This is a genomic window from Murinocardiopsis flavida, from assembly GCF_003014485.1.
Taxonomy (GTDB): domain Bacteria; phylum Actinomycetota; class Actinomycetes; order Streptosporangiales; family Streptosporangiaceae; genus Murinocardiopsis; species Murinocardiopsis flavida.
The window spans coordinates 316055-333794 of the sequence record NZ_PYGA01000003.1 but is presented as its reverse complement, the minus strand read 5'-3'; the positions used below and the strand labels follow the sequence as shown (position 1 = coordinate 333794).

Annotated in this window: 20 protein-coding genes; 2 read left to right on the top strand and 18 right to left on the bottom strand. The window is 73.5% G+C overall.

From position 1 onward, the window contains the following. Window positions 1-160: 160 nt before the first annotated feature. The 9 genes from CLV63_RS06695 to CLV63_RS06660 all read right to left on the bottom strand — a co-directional run bounded on the left by CLV63_RS06695 (window position 161) and on the right by CLV63_RS06660 (window position 7752). On the bottom strand, window positions 161-2104 hold the full coding sequence (locus CLV63_RS06695) for a hypothetical protein (protein WP_245928619.1): 1944 nt from the start codon (window positions 2102-2104) through the stop codon (window positions 161-163). Window positions 2105-2266: 162 nt separating this feature from the next. Beyond that, window positions 2267-3106 carry a DMT family transporter gene (locus tag CLV63_RS06690; protein ID WP_106581994.1) on the bottom strand — a complete coding sequence of 280 codons (840 nt, stop codon included), beginning with the start codon at window positions 3104-3106 and terminating at the stop codon, window positions 2267-2269. Between the two features lie 175 nt (window positions 3107-3281). Continuing rightward, window positions 3282-3590, bottom strand: coding sequence for a DUF1416 domain-containing protein (locus CLV63_RS06685; RefSeq protein WP_106581993.1), 309 nt, complete (start codon window positions 3588-3590; stop codon window positions 3282-3284). Beyond that, window positions 3587-4426 (bottom strand): sulfurtransferase, encoded by an 840-nt coding sequence (locus CLV63_RS06680; protein ID WP_106581992.1) that lies wholly within the window; start codon window positions 4424-4426, stop codon window positions 3587-3589. Before CLV63_RS06680 ends, CLV63_RS06685 begins: the two co-directional genes overlap by 4 nt. 65 nt (window positions 4427-4491) lie before the next feature. Then, complete coding sequence (locus CLV63_RS06675) at window positions 4492-4920, bottom strand: DUF4395 domain-containing protein (protein ID WP_106581991.1); 429 nt, start codon at window positions 4918-4920, stop codon at window positions 4492-4494. A 103-nt stretch (window positions 4921-5023) separates the two neighbouring features. Then, entirely contained in the window at window positions 5024-5113 is a 90-nt protein-coding gene (locus CLV63_RS35225; protein ID WP_394339747.1) for a putative leader peptide, read from the bottom strand. Between the two features lie 87 nt (window positions 5114-5200). Beyond that, window positions 5201-5662 (bottom strand): TlpA family protein disulfide reductase, encoded by a 462-nt coding sequence (locus CLV63_RS06670; RefSeq protein WP_394339746.1) that lies wholly within the window; start codon window positions 5660-5662, stop codon window positions 5201-5203. 6 nt (window positions 5663-5668) lie between these two features. Continuing rightward, on the bottom strand, window positions 5669-6358 hold the full coding sequence (locus CLV63_RS06665) for an LmeA family phospholipid-binding protein (RefSeq protein WP_106581990.1): 690 nt from the start codon (window positions 6356-6358) through the stop codon (window positions 5669-5671). A gap of 218 nt (window positions 6359-6576) precedes the next feature. Then, complete coding sequence (locus tag CLV63_RS06660; protein WP_106581989.1) at window positions 6577-7752, bottom strand: putative quinol monooxygenase; 1176 nt, start codon at window positions 7750-7752, stop codon at window positions 6577-6579. A 228-nt stretch (window positions 7753-7980) separates the two neighbouring features. Between CLV63_RS06660 and CLV63_RS06655 the strand changes: the two genes are divergently transcribed. Then, on the top strand, window positions 7981-8853 hold the full coding sequence (locus CLV63_RS06655; RefSeq protein ID WP_106582112.1) for an HAD family hydrolase: 873 nt from the start codon (window positions 7981-7983) through the stop codon (window positions 8851-8853). A gap of 18 nt (window positions 8854-8871) precedes the next feature. On the opposite strand, the gene CLV63_RS06650 is transcribed toward CLV63_RS06655, so the two are convergent. From CLV63_RS06650 to hemL, 5 genes are all read right to left on the bottom strand, one after another. After that, window positions 8872-9885: an NAD-dependent epimerase/dehydratase family protein gene (locus tag CLV63_RS06650; protein ID WP_106581988.1), complete on the bottom strand. Its 1014-nt coding sequence runs from the start codon at window positions 9883-9885 to the stop codon at window positions 8872-8874. 87 nt (window positions 9886-9972) lie between these two features. Then, the gene (locus tag CLV63_RS06645; protein ID WP_078760640.1) at window positions 9973-10071 is read right to left on the bottom strand and encodes a 30S ribosomal protein bS22; all 99 of its coding nucleotides are present in this window, start codon (window positions 10069-10071) and stop codon (window positions 9973-9975) included. Window positions 10072-10290: 219 nt separating this feature from the next. Then, on the bottom strand, window positions 10291-10920 hold the full coding sequence (locus CLV63_RS06640; protein ID WP_106581987.1) for a histidine phosphatase family protein: 630 nt from the start codon (window positions 10918-10920) through the stop codon (window positions 10291-10293). Between the two features lie 82 nt (window positions 10921-11002). Continuing rightward, on the bottom strand, window positions 11003-11938 hold the full coding sequence (locus CLV63_RS06635) for a LysR family transcriptional regulator (protein ID WP_106581986.1): 936 nt from the start codon (window positions 11936-11938) through the stop codon (window positions 11003-11005). Window positions 11939-11992: 54 nt separating this feature from the next. Beyond that, window positions 11993-13285, bottom strand: a complete 1293-nt coding sequence (gene hemL, locus CLV63_RS06630) for a glutamate-1-semialdehyde 2,1-aminomutase (protein ID WP_106581985.1) — start codon at window positions 13283-13285, stop codon at window positions 11993-11995. A 102-nt stretch (window positions 13286-13387) separates the two neighbouring features. Here hemL and rraA point away from each other — a divergent pair, with 102 nt between their 5' ends. After that, window positions 13388-13867 (top strand): ribonuclease E activity regulator RraA, encoded by a 480-nt coding sequence (gene rraA / locus CLV63_RS06625; RefSeq protein WP_245928618.1) that lies wholly within the window; start codon window positions 13388-13390, stop codon window positions 13865-13867. 33 nt (window positions 13868-13900) lie between these two features. On the opposite strand, the gene CLV63_RS06620 is transcribed toward rraA, so the two are convergent. From CLV63_RS06620 to CLV63_RS06605, 4 genes are all read right to left on the bottom strand, one after another. Continuing rightward, complete coding sequence (locus CLV63_RS06620) at window positions 13901-14101, bottom strand: hypothetical protein (RefSeq protein ID WP_106582110.1); 201 nt, start codon at window positions 14099-14101, stop codon at window positions 13901-13903. A gap of 69 nt (window positions 14102-14170) precedes the next feature. Further along, window positions 14171-14833: a bifunctional DNA primase/polymerase gene (locus CLV63_RS06615; protein WP_106581984.1), complete on the bottom strand. Its 663-nt coding sequence runs from the start codon at window positions 14831-14833 to the stop codon at window positions 14171-14173. An 84-nt stretch (window positions 14834-14917) separates the two neighbouring features. Then, entirely contained in the window at window positions 14918-15901 is a 984-nt protein-coding gene (hemB, locus tag CLV63_RS06610; RefSeq protein WP_106581983.1) for a porphobilinogen synthase, read from the bottom strand. A gap of 154 nt (window positions 15902-16055) precedes the next feature. After that, complete coding sequence (locus CLV63_RS06605; RefSeq protein WP_106581982.1) at window positions 16056-17723, bottom strand: bifunctional uroporphyrinogen-III C-methyltransferase/uroporphyrinogen-III synthase; 1668 nt, start codon at window positions 17721-17723, stop codon at window positions 16056-16058. Between the last annotated feature and the right edge of the window lie 17 nt (window positions 17724-17740).

The window sequence follows — 17740 nt, the reverse complement described above, 5'->3', positions numbered from 1 at the left end:
ACGCAATCCGCTGGGACAGTGCTGCCAGAAAAAACAGTGCTGCCGGAAAAGAAGTGCCGCCAGACTCGCACCCGGAAGCCGCGGCAGGGGGCCGCGGGCCGCTCGGATGGTCGTGGCCCAGCCTATTGCCCTTGTGCCGGTATCGGTACACCGCACGCCGTCACGCGCTGCTGCGCCGCCAGTCGAGCCGCTCCGGCGGCGGCCCGATGTTCGCGGGCGCGCCGTCGTCGGGGCCGGGCCCCGGCGGCGCGGCCGGCGCCTCCTCGCGCTTCTCGGCGACGGTCGCCAGGGTCGCCGTCGGGAGGGTGAGGATGCCGGGGTTGGCGTCGGCGACCACGGCGGTGCCGCCGTCGAGGACGACCATGGCGGTCGGCGGGAGGGAGCGGAGCCCGAGCGCGTCGAGGCGGAGCCCGCGGACCCGGCCGGCGGCGCCGGAGTCGGCGGCGTCGTCGATCTCGGCCGCCTGCGCCGTGGCGCGCCCCCACGTGGAGACCGCGCGCAGGTTGCGGGCGAGGTCGAGCGGGGCCACCGACCGGGCGACGTAGCGGGTGGGGATGGGCATGGTGATGCTGGACGCGGGGTCGCCGACGTAGCTGTCGGCGATGGCGTCGCTGAGCGCCTCGCCGATGACCTCGGTCAGGCGGTGCACCGGCGGCGCGTGCTCCCCGCCGAGCTGGGCCGCCGCACGCTCCGCCGACTCGGTGTCGGGCTGGCGCATCAGCACGGGCATGCGCTCGGCCGAACCCGGCCAGACGGTGCGGTCGTCCGGTATCCGGCGGTACATCAGCACCACGCCGAACCCGGCCCTGCGCGCCGCGCCCTCCAGGAGTTCGAGGTGCCAGTGGGGCAGGGTGTCGGCGCCGCAGATGACGATGGTGTGCCCCCACGACAGGGGCTGGTCGCCGCGCCGCGCGCGCAGCTCCAGCAGCTCGCTGAGCGCGGCCACGGTGTAGGTGCCGTAGGCGCGCCCGGCGACGTCGCCAGCGCTGCGGTCGGTGGCGATCACCTTGACCTGCGCGTACGGCTCGTCCTCTGCGCGGCTGCCGAGGCCCTCGAACGGGGTGAGCCGCTGCTCCAGCCGCCAGGCGCGCTCCAGTACGGCGCGGTCGTCCCCGCACTCGGCCTGCACCCGCGCCCGCTGGTCGGCGCTGAGGAGCAGCAGCGACGGGTCGTCCTGCTCCGCCGCGCCCTCGCCGGACGCCGAGACGAGGGCCCGCAGGGCCCCGATGATCTCGGCGACCCCCGCCTTGGGGCCGAGGATCCGCAGCAGCCGGTCGAACAGCTCGTTGTCGTCGGCAAGGTCGGACTTGGGGTCGAGCGCGGAGATGACCTGCGCGAGGATCGCGGCCCGCTGCCGGGTGTCGAGGTTGAGGCCGAGGTTCATCCGCGGCAGGTCCACGGGCAGCACCCAGATGCGCGGCATGACGCCGCTCTTCTGGGTGAGGGCGACGAGGTCGGCCGCCACCGCGCGGCCGGAGAGGTCGACCACGGTGAGGTCGCCGCCGGAGCGCAGCAGCGAGCCGCCGATCGAGGTGACGGCGGCCGACCAGCCGGCGTCGCTGCCGCCGAACACGTCGACCTGCCCGGTGCCCTTGGGGACGCCCAGGCCGAACCACCGGGGCTGCGCCTCAAAGGTGCGCTTGCGGGTCTGCCACTCGTTGTGCCGCCTGGCGTGCTCCTCCTGGAGCTCGCGCAGCTCGCGGTCCTTCTCGGCGCGCGCGTCGGTGAGCCGGCGCTCCTCGGCCGTGAGCCGTTCGCGGACGACGTGGCGGCCCTGCGACAGCGCGACCAGCACCGGGATGGCGACCAGCAGGCACGCCAGGCTGCCCAGCACAGCGAGGATGCCCGGCAGGATCCGCAGCGGCCACAGCAGCAGGAAGACGGCGGCCAGGACGCCCAGCGCGCCCAGCAGGATGGTCAGCGGGCGGTTGGTGTCGGCCTCGGTGCGACGCTGGGTCTCGATCCACTCGCTGCTGACGCCTTCGCGCTCGGCCGGTGCGGGGCGCCGCGGCGGCGGCCCGGGCTCGGGCACCAGCACCTCGTGCCGCCAGCCGATGAGAGTCGACTCGGAGCGCTTCGGTCCCTGCGACCGCGCGTCGGCCACGACATCTCCTCCTGTCACCCCCGCGCGCCTCGGCGGGGCGGCGCCGCGGGCACCGCCCTCACGTGCGTCATCCGGTACCTGGGCATGTTGTCAGGCGGTAGGCGAGTTGTCACGACTTTGCGGTATTTCCCCAGGTGGCGACGGCCGCCGACGGCGCCCGACTCACAGGCTCAGCAGCACGATCCCCACCGTCACCACGACAGCGGAGACCGCCCTGATCCGGCCGAACCGCTCGTTCAGGAACAGCCAGCCGATCACCGCCCCGAACACGACGCTGGTCTCGCGCAGCGCCGCGATCCCGGCGAGCGCGCCCTGGGTCTGCGCCCACAGCACGAGCCCGTACGCGAGCGTCGACAGCACCCCGCCGGTGACCCCCACCGCGAGCACCGGGCGGACCTGGGACCACAGCGCGCGCCGCCGCACGGCGGCCGCGGCGAGGAGGAAGAACGGGCCTTCCAGCAGCATCAGCCAGGCCGTGTACGCGATCGGGTCATGGGATGACCGCACCCCGAAACCGTCGACCACGGTGTACGTCGCGATGATCAGGCCGGTGGTGACGGCGGCGGCCAGCGCCGGCAGCTGCGCGCGCCCGGGCCGCCCCCCGGCGAAGACCAGCGCGGTCAGCCCGGCGCAGACCACCAGGACCCCGCTGAGCTGCATGGGCGACAGCGACTCGCCGAGGAAGGCCGCCGCCCCCAGCGCCACGGCCCACGGGGCGATGCCGCGCGCCAGCGGATAGACCTGCCCGAAGTCGCCGAGGCGGAAGGACAGCATCAAAAAGCCCTGGTAGAGGATGTGCAGCAGCCCCGACACCAGCAGGTAGGGCCAGGCCGCCGCCGCGGGCAGGCCCGCGAACACGGCGAGCACCGCGCCGCACACCGCCTGCGCCGCACCGATCAGCGCGAACCCCACGAGGCGGTCGGTGATGGCGTGCGCGATGGCGTTCCACACCGCGTGCAGCAGCGCGGCGGTCAGCACCGCACCGAAGATCAGAGTCGTCATTGGGGGCGTTCATGGATCCGGGCGTCCCCGGACGGGCCGGGGCGAACCCGTTCACCCTACGCCGCGCCGAAAAGGGAGTTTCGGGCCGCCCGCCGTACGGCGCGCACGGCGCGCACGGCGCGGCGCCGGTACCGGACCCCCTCCCGGTACCGGCGCCGCATCCCGGCGTCCGGGGTCAGGCCAGCACGGCCAGCTCGGCGATCGCGCCGGTCTGCGCCCGCACCGCGTACTCGCCGGTGAAGCCCTTGGACGCGAGGACCCGCACGGTCCAGTCGCCGTCGGCGGCGAAGAAGCGGAACGTGCCCTCCGCGCCGGTGGCGACCTCGCCGACGAAGTCGCCGGAGTCGTTCAGCAGTCGGGCGTAGGCTCCGCTCAGCGGCTCGCCGTCGCGGGTGACCACGCCCTGGATGACCGCCTGGTCGCCGTCGGCGTCGGCGAGGGCGACCCCGCCGACCGGCGCTCCGCAGCCCGCTCCCGTGCTCATGCGCCCTCCCCGAGCTCCACCGGGACGCCGATGAGCGAGCCGTACTCGGTCCACGAGCCGTCGTAGTTCTTCACGTTCGGGACGCCGATCAGCTCGCGCAGCGCGAACCAGGAGTGCGAGGAGCGCTCGCCGATGCGGCAGTAGGCGATGATGTCCTTGTCGAGGTCGACGCCTGCCTCGCTGTAGAGTCCGCGCAGCTCCTCGTCGGACTTGAACGTGCCGTCCTCGTTGGCGGTCTTGGACCACGGGATGTTGCGCGCGGTCGGGATGTGCCCGGGGCGCTGCGAGGTCTCCTGCGGCAGGTGCGCCGGCGCGAGGAGCTTGCCGGTGAACTCGTCGGGCGAGCGGACGTCGACCAGGTCCTTGGTGCCGATGGCGGCCACCACCTCGTCGCGGAACGCCCGGATCGAGGTGTCCTGCTCCTTGGCGGTGTACTGGGTCGCCGGGCGCTGCGGGACCTCCTCGACCAGCGCGCGGGAGTCGAGTTCCCACTTCTTCCTGCCGCCGTCGAGGAGCTTGACGCTCTCGTGCCCGTACAGCTTGAAGTACCAGTAGGCGTAGGCGGCGAACCAGTTGTTGTTGCCGCCGTAGAGGACGACGGTGTCGCCGTTGGCGATGCCGCGCTCGGAGAGCAGCGCCTCGAATCCGGTCCGGTCGATGAAGTCGCGGCGGACGGGGTCCTGGAGGTCCTTCTTCCAGTCGATCTTGACGGCGTTGCGGATGTGGCCCTTGTCGTATGCCGAGGTGTCCTCGTCGACCTCGACGAGAACCACATTCGCATCGTCCAGGTGAGCCTCCACCCAGTCGGCGTCCACGAGGACGTCGGAGCGGCTCATGGGGAACCTCCTTGATTCGTTCTGCTTCGCAGGGGTTGTTCGATGGACGGGTATGGGGGGCCGGTTCAGGCGGCCGCGGCGCGGTCGCCCGGGAGCGCGCGCCGGAGGAGCAGGTACACCTCGCAGCCCAGGCACAGCCCGAACGCGGCGTTCAGGAAGGCGGCGAAGAGCGCGGCGGCGACCGCTGCGGGGCCCAGCACCGGGACGCCCGCGAGGAGGCCGACGAGGCCCGCGACGCTGAACGCCGCGCCGACCGCCTGCGCGAACCGCGGCGGCCCCGGCGCCTCGGACTCCGGCGGCGGCCCCAGGCGGGGGCGCAGCAGCCGGGCGTACAGGAGGCCGTAGGGCGAGTAGCGGACACCGGCCACCGCCCCGACGAGGAACACCGCGGCCTGCGCGGCGAGCAGCCATGCGCTACCCGTGATCAGTACGGCGGCGAGTACGGCGGAGGTGAGGGCTGCGGCGAAGCGCTGCCCGCGGGGATCGACCTGCATGTGGGTTTCCCAGCGACGAGTCCGTTGTGCGGAATCGGGGACGGCCGCGCGCGTGCGGCGGAAAGGCGTCCGGCGGGGGTCGACGGCGACCCGGCGGTCTGGCCTATCGGGAAACGTGACAGATGGCGCTGGCGACGCGGAGCAGATCGACCGCGCGTCGCTTCGTCAGCAGCTCTTCTGTCGGGTGGGTCACGTGTCCGATGGTACGAGGTCGGCGACCGGATGTCACGGGTGTGCAGACTCACATTCGCCCGGGCCCGCGGCCTGCGGGCCGAGCGGATCAGTCGACGGCGGCGCCGATCGCCGCGATCACGTCGGCCCTGCGGGGTTGGCCCGACGCACGGGTGCGGATGCGGCCGGCGGAGTCGAGGACGAGGACGGTGGGCGTGCGCATGATGTCGAGGGCGCGGACGAGGTCGAGCCGCGCCTCGGCGTCGACCTCGATGTGGGCGACCCCGTCGACCATCGCCGCGACCTCGGCGAGGACCCGCCGGGTCGCGCGGCACGGCTGGCAGAACGCCGAGGAGAACTGCACCAGGGTGGCCCGTTCGCCCAGCGGGGCGCCGAGATCGGTACCGGTCGGCATCGCCGCCTCCTCCCCTTCGTCGGCGGCGCTCCCCGCGGCCCGCCGGAACCGGCCGTTCGCCCGCCGCCACAGCAGACCGGCGGCCGTCGCGGCGACCAGGGTCGCCGCGAGGACGGCCGCCCCCGCGCCCCCGCTGATCGCAGCGCCGTCGAGCACGGTCGGCTACCCCTGCGGTCCGGCCCCGATGAGCGGGACGTCCTTGGCGGTGCCGGAGAGCTGGACGCCGTTGGGCAGCGCCTCGATGTCCTTGACCTGCAAGTCGAAGGGCAGCTCGCCGAGCGGGAACGAGAACTTGAGGCGCTCCTGGGCCTGCTCCGCGCCGATCTGCCCGCCGTCGACCTTGAGCTTGCCCGGTGTGACCGTGACGGTGTCGCCGTCGACCGAGACCTTGAGCTCGCCCTCGATGGGGACGCTGTACCCCAGCACCGCGAGGTCGCCGGAGATGCGCGGGGTGCCGTTCTCCGTCTCGATGACGATGCCCTCGGGCATGCGCTTCTGCAATTCGCTGTAGGGCAGCATGACCTTGGCGTCGAGGGTGCTCGCGGTGGCCTTGGGCTCGGTGAGCAGGTCGCCGAGTGGCGCCTTGACGCCGCGCGCCGTGGCGTCGATGCGCTCCAACTGGATGTCCTGGACGGTGAGGGCGCCCGTGACGACCTGGATCTCGGAGTACTCGCCCGAGAACGCCTGGGTCAGGAACGGGAAGCCGCCGATGACGACCTCGGGCTCGGACGCGGTCTGGTACTGCGCGTCGACCTGCTTCGCGACCTCGCTCTGGGCCGCGTAGAGCAGGAGCCGGTCGGCGGCCACGACGACCAGCAGCAGCAGGATCAGGAAGACGATGAACTTACGCATCGGGCTTGCAGCACACTCCTGTTGGGCACCACTGAGGACTCCGAGCGGTGGTCAGAGCCGTGAGTTGGGTGGCTTCGGCCGCGGTGCGAACCTCCGAGCCGGGCGAACAACTAGGAAGCGTACTGGAAAGTTCCACTTCCGCCGTTTTTCCGCCGACTCTTCCCAGCCAACTTTGAGGAAACGTCCGCACAGCGCGGCAGGACCCGCCGGGTCGTCGGTCAGCGCGGCAGCAGCATGCCGGCCAGCGTCTCGGTCGCCGCGGCGCCCGACACCGCCAGCTCGATCACGTTCGTCGCCGCGACGGCGGGCGCGCTCCTGCGGCCGAACTCCAGCACGTGCGGCTGCTGCTGGTGCTCGTTGTAGGCGAGTTCGTCGCGGTAGATGGCGTAGACGATGCGCTGCGAGGGCGCGCTGGGCACCGTGTGGCAGGCGAAGAGCAGGGTGTCGGGCTCGTAGCGCCCGACCTCGCGCACGATGTCGTCGGCGCACTCGTCGAACAGGTCGGCGCGGCCCTCGGAGAGCGTGTAGATGGTGATGACGCTGCTCATCCGGGCGGCGCCGCCACCGGGCGCGGGCGCTTCGTCGTAGGCGTCGTAGTCGTCGTACTCGGCGGCCCTGCGGCGCTTGCGTCGCACGTCGTCCTCCTCGTCGTCCGGTTCGTCGAAGTCGGTCTCGGGGTCGGCGCCGTGGCCGCCGCGTGCGCGGCGCCCGCCGGACCGGCGGGACCGGCGCTCCTGCGGCGGGTTCGTCGCCTGCATGAACGCGGCCCACATGCAGCCGAGCGCCCCGACGACGGCGATCTGGCCGAGGACGCCCATGCCGAAGCGGGCGACCAGGATCTCCAGCAGCGCCGCAGCGGCGACCAGGCCGAGGACCATGAGCTCGTGCCGCGACGTGCGCGGGGCGTCGCGCATGCGCCGGGCCACCACGATGGCACACGCGGCGAGCGCGATGGCGACGAAGGCGTGCACGAGCCCGGCGCCGAACCGGGGCAGGATGTCGTAGTGGTCGCCGAACGCCGGGTAGCCGCTCGTGAAGCTGCCGCGGAGCCGGTCGAGGGAGAACACCACCAGCGGCACGATCGTCAGCGTGGTGACGACCAGGCGGGTGCCGAACCGGGCGCGCGCGGAGCGGACCGCGTACTCCACCGCGCCCCACGCGATCAGCACCGGGCCGAGCAGCGCCACCCCGATCTGGAAGATGCGGAAGGTCGCGGCGGAGAAGCCGAGGAGCGCACCGGGGAACGCCGCGCTCAGCGCGACGGTGACGCCCACCACCGATGCCACCCAGGCCCACATGGACAGCTGCGGGCTCCGGTAGCAGCGTGCAGTAAGCGCCGCGGTGGCGCTCCAGGCCACCAACGCGCAGACGAATGCCAGTCCTACCTCGACCATCCCGCTAATGATGCTGCACTCCGCACCCCCGCCGTGCACACTCCCCCCATTAGGGGCGCGAATCCGGGCCGGCGGAGGACGCCGCGCGGCACCCTTCACCCTGTCGTAAGCGCGTGATATCGCTGCGTTCGGCCGTTGCGCACCTGCGGCGTGTGAGTTACCTCACGAGCGCCGCGGTACTCACACGACGCGCTCGGCGCGGGGCCGCTGGGCCTTAGGCTCATGGTCATGTGGGGTCATCTCCGTCGTCGCGACCACGGCCGCGCGGTCCTCGCCGGAGAGGCCTCCGCCGCGGTCGCCGAAGCCGCGCTCGCGCCGCTGGAGCGCGGAGCGGGGGCGGGCGCCGCGGCGTTCTTCGACGTCGACAACACGCTGATGCGCGGCGCGTCCATCTACCACTTCGCGCGCGGCCTGGCCTCCCGCGACCTGTTCACCACCCGCGACCTCGCGCGGTTCGCCTGGGGGCAGACCGTCTTCCGCGTCACGGGCAGCGAGCAGGCCGGCCACATCAACGCCGCCCGCGAGGCCGCGCTGGCGTTCGTCGCCGGGCACAAGGTCGCCGACCTGGTGGAACTCTGCGAGGAGATCTACGACGACACGATGGCCGACCGCATCTGGGAGGGCGCCCGCGTCCTCGTCCAGCGCCACCTCGACGCCGGGCAGCGGGTGTGGCTGGTGACCGCCACACCGGTGGAGCTCGCCGACATCATCAAGCGGCGGCTCGGGCTCAGCGGGGCCCTCGGCACGGTGGCCGAGTCCGTCGACGGGGTCTACACCGGCCGCCTCGTGGGCGACCTGCTGCACGGCCCCGCGAAGGCCGAGGCGGTCCGCGCGCTCGCCGCGCACGAGAAGCTCGACCTGGACGCCTGCACGGCCTACAGCGACTCCCACAACGACCTGCCGCTGCTGTCGGCCGTGGGCCACCCCAACGTGGTCAACCCCGACGACCTGCTGCGCGCGCACGCCGTGGCGCGCCGGTGGCCGGTCCACGAGTTCCGCAGGCACCGCAGGGCGCTGCGCGTGGGGGTGCCTGCGGCGGTCGCCGGTGCGCTGGTCGGCGGGGTCGCCGTGGGGATCGCGCGGCGGCGGCGCGGCGGCTGAGGCGCGGGGCGCCCCGGGTCAGCGGCTCGCCGCGGCGCGGAACCGGTGCGTGACCCGGCCCACCATCCGGGCGGGGGCCTTGGCCGGGAACCCGCGTTCGGCGACGAAGGAGTCGAACGCCTCCTCCGAGCTGTGGCGGGGCCGCCACCCCAGCGCGTCCTGCAACTTGGCGGAGTCGAGGACCCGGCCGTAGCACAGCAGCCGGAGCTGCTCCGGCGAGTAGTCGAGCACGGCCCTGCGCGCCAGCCCGCCGAGCATGCGCAGCCCGCGCGCCGGAACGGGCATCTCGGGGCGCCCGGCGCGCCGCAGGCACTGCGACAGCGGCATGGCACCCGGCGCGGCGACGTTGAACACGCCCTCGGCGTCGCCGAGCGCCATGCGGCGGATGACCTCGACGCCGTCGTCCTCGTGGATGAACTGCATCCTGGGGTCGTAGCCGAGGACGGTCGGCACGATCTTCAAGCCGAAGTACCTGGTCAGCGGGGTGTCCACAACGGGGCCCATGAAGCTGGCGAAGCGCAGCACCGCGACCGACAGGTCGGGGCGCCGCCGCGCCAGGCCGCTGGTGTGGCGCTCGACCTCGACGGCGTCCTTGGCGTACCCGGACCTCGGCGCCTCGCGCGCCTCGGACTCCTCGGTGTGGAGGGCGGGGTCGCGCGACGACGAGCCGTACACCGCCGCCGTGGAGCGCACGACGAGCCGCCGCACCGTGGCCGAGCGCTGGCAGGCGGCGAGGAGCTGCATCGTCCCGAGGACGTTGTTCTCCTTCATCGCGGCCCGGCCGCCCGCGCCCGCCGGCGACGCGGCGAGGCTCAGGTGCAGAACGGTGTCGGCACCGGAGTCGCGCACGACGGCGTCGAGGCTGCTGTCGTGCAGCTCCGCGCGGACGAACTCCAGCCGCCCCAGCGGGCGCCGGGGCGGGGCGGAGTCGACGCCGATCACACGATCGACGCCGGGATCCGCGTGGAGAGCGGTCGCGACCCGGGCTCCCAGATAGCGGGAGACACCGGTCACCAGCACGACGCGGCCCATACCGACACGCCTCCTTAGGCGGGTTCGCACGACATAGGGGGTGTGGCTACGCGTCGCGTGGGTCGGCGGCTCCGCGCAGCGGCGGGCCTACTTCTTGTTGCGGCGCGCGATACGGGTCTTCTTGAGCAGCTTGCGGTGCTTCTTCTTGGCCATGCGCTTGCGCCGCTTCTTGATGACAGAACCCACAGGATCACCTTCTCGCACGTACAAAAGAGACACGACGGCCACGCGCCTGGGGTGAAAGCCCGGACCGACCGCCAAAGAGCGGGGCGGCGCCGATGCCGGCGGTAGCCGACGGCACCGTGCGCGCACAGCGCGCCACAAGGGACGCCGCACCCAGAGATCCAGCCTACCGTTACTCGCCTGCCCGGCTGGACGCCCGCGACCCCCGGGCGCCCCCGGCGGTCACCGGTGGGGGCGCCGGTGCGGGTAGAGGCCCCTGGCGGGCTCGCTGTAGCCGACGCTGACGATCTTCTCGTCGGCGAAGGTCAGCGTGGTGACGCTCGCGAGGTTGCACTGGCGGCGGTCGGGCCGGTGCCACAGCCGCTTGCCCTCGGCGGCCCGGCGCGACATCCAGATGGGGAGCTGGTGGCTGACGCACACCGCCTCGCGCCCCCATGCCTGCTTGCGGACCTCCTTGATGACGGCCACCATCCGCCGGACGATGGCGCCGTAGGGTTCGCCCCAGGACGGCGTGAACGGGTCGTAGAGCCGCCCCCAGTAGCGGGGGTCGGCCACCGAATGCGTCCGGAACGCCTTGCCCTGGAACCGGTTGCCCGCCTCGATCAGCCGGTCGTCGAGGCTGACGGACAGCCCGAACCCCGCCGACACCGGCTCGGCGGTCTCGCGGGCCCGCTCCAATGGCGAGGAGTACAGGTGGGCGATGTCGCGCCCGGCGAACCACTTGGCGGACATCTCCGCCATGTTGTGGCCGCGCTCGCTGAGGTGGTATTCGGGGAGCCGCCCGTAGAGGATCCCCGCGGGGTTGTGCACTTCGCCGTGTCTCAGCAAGTGGACGACAGTGGTCGTGGGCATCGTGCGGGTCCGCTTCCCTTCCGATCTCCGCACCGGACGCGCCGCGGGCCCTGCCGTACAGGGCCCCGGCGCACCGGGCCGGTCAACTCACGGCGCCGCTGTGGCCTGCGGGCGCCCCCATTACGGTATCGACTCCCCCGCGCAGTGCCGCGACCATGGCCTGGACGGCGGGCCGGCGCGCCGACTCGCCGCGCCACACCGCGTAGATGTGCCGGACCAGGGCGGGCCGCACCGGGACCGCCACCACACCGGGCGGCAGCGGCCCGCGTCCCAGCCGCGGCAGCACCGCGGCGCCCAGCCCGGCGGCGACGAGGGCGAGCTGGGTGGGGTACTCGCTCGCATAGTGCGCGACCTTCGGCTCGATGCCGGCCCGGCGCAGGGTGTCGGCGAGCCAGGCGTGGCAGATGTCGCCGGGCGGCGCGCCGATCCAGTGGGCGGCGGCGAGCTCGCGCAGCGCCAGCGCGGCGCGGCCCGCCATGGGGTGGCCGGCGGGCAGCGCGATCTCGGCGGCGTCGTCGGCCAGGTGCTGCCGCTGCACACCCTCGGGGAGCGGCAGCGGGGAGTTCGCCCAGTCCTGCACCACGGCGAGGTCGAAGTCGCCGCGCTGCACAAGGGGGACCGCCACCTTGGGGTCGCACTCGTGCAACTGGACCGTGAGCTGGGGGTGCTGGGCGGCGACCGTGCGCAGCACCGAGGGCATGAGCCCGCGCGCGACCGTGGCGAACGCGCCGATGCTCAGCCCGCCGACGACGCAGCCGCGCTGCGCCTCCAGGTCGGCCTCCGCCTCGGTGACCAGGGCGAGGATCTGTTCGGCGTGCCGGACCAGCAGGTGGGCGGCGTCGGTGAGCCGGACGCCGCGCCCGGCGCGTTCGAGCAGCCGGGAACGGGTCTCGCGCTCCAGCTTGGCGATCTGCTGGGAGACGGCCGAGGTGGTGATGCCGAGGGTCTCGGCGGCGGCGCTCACCGAGCCGTGCTCGGAGACGGCGTTGAGCGCGCGCAGCCGATCCAGATCCAGCATGCACCGATCCTAAAGCGTCCGTTAACGGTCCGCCATAGGACCGCGTAGCAGCACTCAGCCGACCTCGGCCGCCGCCCGCGCGGCCTTCGGCAGCGCCGCGACCACGCGGTCGAGCGCCGCGTCGTCGTGCGCGGCGGAGAGGAACCACGCCTCGAACGCCGCGGGCGGCAGGTAGACGCCCTGGTCGAGCATCGTGTGGAAGAAGGCGGTGAACCGGCCGAGGTGCTGGTCGCGGGCGCCGTCGAAGTCGGTGACCGCGGCGTCGGTGAAGAACACCGTGAACAGGCTGCCGCCCTTCTGGATCCGGTGGGCGACCCCCTCCTTCGCCAGCGCGTCGCCGACGGCGGCCGAGACGCGCTCGGCCGCGGCGTCGATGTGCGCGTAGACCTCCGCCGTCGCGTTGCGCAGCGTCGCCAGGCCGGCGGCGGTCGCCAACGGGTTACCGGACAGGGTCCCCGCCTGGTAGACGGGGCCGAGCGGGGCGAGCCGGTCCATCAGGTCGGCCCGGCCGCCGAACGCCGCGGCGGGCAGGCCGCCGCCCATGACCTTGCCGAACGTGACGAGGTCCGCCGCGACGCCGTCGAGCCCGAACCAGCCGGACCCGCTCACCCGGAACCCGGTGAGCACCTCGTCCAGGATCAGCAGCGCCCCGTGCCGCGCCGTGATCTCCTTCAGCCGCGCGTTGAACCCGTCGCGGGGCGGCACGACGCCCATGTTCGCCGGGCACGCCTCGGCGATGACGCAGGCGATCTCGTCGCCGGACGCGGCGAACGCGGCCTCGACCGCCTCGATGTCGTTGTAGGGCAGCACGATCGTGTCGGCCGCGCTCGCGCCGGTGACACCGGGCGAGTCGGGCAGCGCCAGCGTCGCCACCCCCGAACCGGCCGCGGCGAGCAGCGCGTCGACGTGCCCGTGGTAGTTGCCGGCGAACTTCACGACCTTGGCGCGCCCGGTGGCGCCCCGCGCCAGCCGCACGGCGGACATGGTGGCCTCGGTGCCGGAGTTGACCAGCCGCACCTTCTCCGCCGCGGTCCGCGCCACCAGCTCCTCGGCCAGCTCCACCTCGCCGGGGGTGGGCGCGCCGAAGGAGGTGCCGTCGGCAGCGGCGGTGTGCAGCGCGTCGACGACGGCGGGGTGCGCGTGGCCCAGGATCAGCGGCCCCCACGAGCAGACGAGGTCGACGTACTCGCGGCCGTCGGCGTCGGTGAGGTAGGGCCCGCGGCCCTTCGTCATGAACGGCGGTGTGCCGCCGACGGACCCGAACGCCCGCACGGGCGAGTTGACGCCGCCCGGGATCGCGGCGGAGGCGCGCTGGAAGAGTTCGGCGGAGATCTGATGAGTACCCACGGGCCCCAGTGTCGCAGCAGTCCCGGGCCCCCGTCCGCCGCCCCGCGCCGGACCGGACTACCGTTGCGGGTCCGCGCCCAGCACCCGACCGAGGAGCAGCCCGTGCCGGAGTTCGCAACAGCCGACCTGATCGACGACCACGGCGACGCCCTGGTGAGCTGCGAGGTCCAGTTCCGCGACCTCGGCGCGCGCGCCGCGTTCCACGGTCCGGTGCGCACCGTGGCCTGCCGCGAGGACAACGGCCTGGTGAAGGAGCTGCTGAACGGCCCGGGCGGCGGCGCCGTCCTGGTGGTCGACGGCGGCGGTTCGCTGCGCACGGCGCTGATGGGCGACCGGATCGCCGAGGCCGCTGTCGCCAACGGGTGGGCCGGGGTGGTCGTCAACGGCGCGGTCCGCGACACCCGCGCGCTGGCGACGCTCGACCTCGGGATCCGGGCACTCGGCAGCAACCCGCGGAAGTCGGCGAAGGCGGGCGCGGGGTCCGTGGACACCCCGGTGGTCATCGGCGGGGCGCGGTTCGTCCCCGGCCACTGGCTCTACGCCGACCCCGACGGCATCGTCCTCAGCGAAACCGCCCTCTGACCGTCGGAGGGAGGCGGCAGCCGGGCCGGGACATCACCAGGCGTCCGGCTCGTCGGAAAGGTCCTCGTCGCGGAGCCGCACGGAATCGGCGCGGGCCTGTTCGAGCCACGCCTCGCGCTCCAGCAGGCGCAGGGCGCGGCGGATGACGTCGCCGGGACGTTCGCCCGCACGCGTCGCAGCGTTGATGAGCCGCCGGTCCTCCGCCGTAGGGCGGAAGCGGATCGTTGTCGTCACCATTCGACGCTACCGAGGCGGTGGACCCGCTGTCGATGAACCGCCGCACGGGCCGGGGCTTCGGGCGGGTCAGCGGCCGAATTCTTCGCAGGCGTCGGCGAGGATGTCGAGGGCGACGATGGGGTCGGGCAGCTCGACCGGTGCGGATCCGTTGCGGGGCGGGCGGATCCAGGTGGCGGTGGCGCCCGAGGGGAGTCGGGAGGGCGGGGCGAGGACGTAGCTGTTGCGGCAGTGCCAGCGCAGGCCGGGGGTCTCGATGCTGGTCTCGGGGACGCAGTCGAGGTGGCAGGACCACCACTCGTCCTCGTCGGCGGGGGCGCCCCTGGTGGCGACGTAGAACAGGTAGCGGCCGCCCACCGCCGACACCGGCCCGGCGGCGACCCGGGAGCGGCCCATGCGGGCCAGCGCCATGACACCGGCGCCGGCCGGCACGTCGAAGACGTCGAACACCCGGCCGGTGGGCAGGATGATCCCCGCGCCGGGGGTCGCGGCCCACCACAGGGCGATCTTCTCGTGGTCGGTGGTCGCCTCCAGGCCCCATACCGCCGACTGCGGGTGCGCGGCGGGATCGGGACAGCCCATGCGGTCGCACGCGCACGCGCGCTCGCCCTCGCCGCCCGGTTCGACGCCCCGGCACACCGGCCAGCCCAGCGCCGCGTAGTCGAGGGCGGCGTCGAGCATGCCCGTGGCGGAATGGCGGCGGCGTTTGCGCCGGCTGAGTACGTCGGCCATTGGTACCCCCTTGTCGTTCCCGTCCCGCGGATCTGTGTCGGCTTCTCCCCGATCCGCGGTCCAGGCCCGGGGAGGCATTCCCCGTCAGCGCAGCATTCGCGCGGCCTCACACGCCCAGTAGGTGAGGATCTGGCGCGCGCCCGCTCTCCGGTAGGAGGTGAGCGTCTCGATGATGACCCGTTCGCGGTCGAGCCACCCGTTCTGCGCCGCCGCCTCGACCATGGCGTACTCGCCGCTGACCTGGTAGGCCGATACGGGTACCCGGACAGAGTCGGCGACCTTGGCGACGATGTCGAGGTAGGCGAGCCCCGGTTTGACCATGACCATGTCGGCGCCTTCGGCGAGGTCCAGTTCGACCTCGCGCAGCGCCTCCATGGCGTTGGCGGGGTCCTGCTGGTAGCTCGACCGGTCGCCGAACTGCGGCGCGCACTCGGCCGCGTCGCGGAACGGCCCGTAGAACGCCGAGGAGTACTTCGCGGCGTAGGCCAGGATCGCGACGTCGGTGTACCCGGCTTCGTCGAGCGCGGTGCGGATGGCGCCGACCTGGCCGTCCATCATCCCGCTGGGCGCCACGACCTGCACGCCCGCCGCCGCCTGGGCGACGGCGATGGAGGCGTAGCGCGCGAGGGTGGCGTCGTTGTCGACGGCGCCGGTGGGGGTCAGCAGGCCGCAGTGCCCATGCGAGGTGTACTCGTCGAGGCAGAGGTCCGCCATGATCACGATGTCGTCGCCGAACTCGCCGCTGAGATCGCGCAGCGCCTTCTGCACGATGCCCGCGGGGTCGTCGGCGGCGGACCCGGCGGCGTCCTTCGTTTCGGGGATGCCGAACAGGATCAGCCCGCCGACGCCCGCCTCGACCGCCTCGTGGGCCGCCTTGCGGAGGCTCTCCCTGGTGTGCTGGAACACCCCGGGCATGGACGCCACCGGGACCGGTGCGTCGATGCCCTCCTTGACGAACAGCGGCAGGACGAGATCCGCCGGGCGCACGCGCGTCTCGGCGACCAGCCGGCGCATCGCGGCCGTGCCGCGCAGCCTGCGCGGCCGTGCCGCGGGGAAACGGGCGGTCATGGTGGATCACTCCTTGTCGTGGATCCTCGCCGGGTACAGCGGTGCCGCCGCCCTGTGCGCCCGCCCTCCGAAGGGGACGGATCGGACCAATGCGCCAAGTGGTATTCGGACCAGCCTAGACAGGGCATCGGCGGCGTACTGCGGCGGGTGCGGTTCAGACGGTCTTGCGGCGGCGTCCGCGCCGCTTCTGGCTCGGCCGCAGGACCGGTTTGCCCTCGGCGAGGGCGTCGGCCCGTTGGACAGAACCGTACTCGGAAAGCGCGGCCGCCAGGGCCGAAACCGAGGTCTTCGGCGCGACGACGTCGACGCGGAGGCCGAACTCCTCGGCGGTCTTGGCGGTCTCGGGCCCGATGACGGCGATGACGGTCGTCTTGTGCGGTTTGCCCGCGATACCCACCAGGTTACGCACCGTCGAGGACGACGTGAACAGGACGGCGTCGAACCCGCCGCCCTTGATGGCCTCGCGGACGGGCTCGGGCGGCGGCGCGGCGCGCACCGTCCGGTAGGCGGTGACGTCGTCGACCTCCCAGCCCAGGGCGCTGACACCCTCGGAGAGGGTCTCGGTGGCGATGTCGGCGCGCGGCAGCAGGACCCGCTCGATCGGGTCGAGTTCGGCGTCGTAGGGCGGCCAGACCGCCACCAGCCCGGCGCCGGACTGGTCGTCCGCCGCGGGCAGCAGGTCGGGCTGGATGCCGAACGCGCGCAGCGACGCGGCGGTCTGCTCGCCCACGGCCGCGACCTTCACCCCGGCGAACGCACGGGCGTCGAGCCCGTACTCCTCGAACCGCTCGCGGATGGCCTTGACCGCGTTGACGGAGGTGAACGCCACCCACTGGTAGCGGCCGGTGACCAGGCCGCGCACCGCCCGCTCCATCTGCTGCGGTGTCCGCGGCGGCTCGACCGAGATGGTGGGCACCTCCTCGGGCACCGCGCCGTAGCCGCGCAGCTGCTCGGACAGGCTCGCCGCCTGCTCCTTGGTCCGCGGGACGAGCACCCGCCAGCCGAAAAGGGGGCGCGACTCGTACCAGGAGAGCTTCCGCTGCTCGGCGACCCCCGGCCCGACGACCAGCAGCGCGGGGGTGGTCACGTTGTGGCCCTTGGCGTCGGCCGACTTCAGGTCGGCGACGAGGCGCTGGAGGGTGGACACGACGGTGGTCTGCTCGGTGGTGGCACCCATGCGGGTCACCGCGACCGGGGTTGACTGCGGGCGGCCGGCGGCGACGAGGGCCTTGCACACCTGGTCGAACCCCGGCCCGCCGTGCCCGCGGTCGGCGTCGTCGGCGTCGGGGAACAGGACGACCAGTGTGGTGTCGGTGTCGCCGTGGACGCTCCAGTCGACGTCGCGGCCCTTGGCGTCGAGCACGCGGACCTCGGAGACACCCTCGGGCATCAGCGGGATCCCGGCGTACGCGGGCACTGCGGACACCGCCGACAGGCCCGGGACGACCTCGTACTCGACCCCGGCGTCGCGGCAGGCGGCCGCGAGGAGCGCACCGCGGCAGCCGAACATCGGGTCGCCGCTGTACAGGCGGACCACCCGCAGGCCGTCGCGTGCGTGGCCCACGACGACCGCGTCGATCTCGCCGCCGCACTCCGCCGGCTCGATGACCGTGACGTCGGGCCGGCAGTGCGCGAGCAGCGCGGTCCGGTGCTTGGCGAGTTCGGGGCCCGGCTCGCGGATGGTGAGCACGACGTCGGCACGCGCCAGCAGTGCGGCGCCCCGCAGCGTCAGCAGCTCCGCGTCGCCGGGGCCCGCGCCGACCAGCGCCACGTGCCCGTCGGTGCCCGGCCGCGACTCGCGATTCTCACTCTGCGGGTTCAAGATGCCTCGTTTCTTCC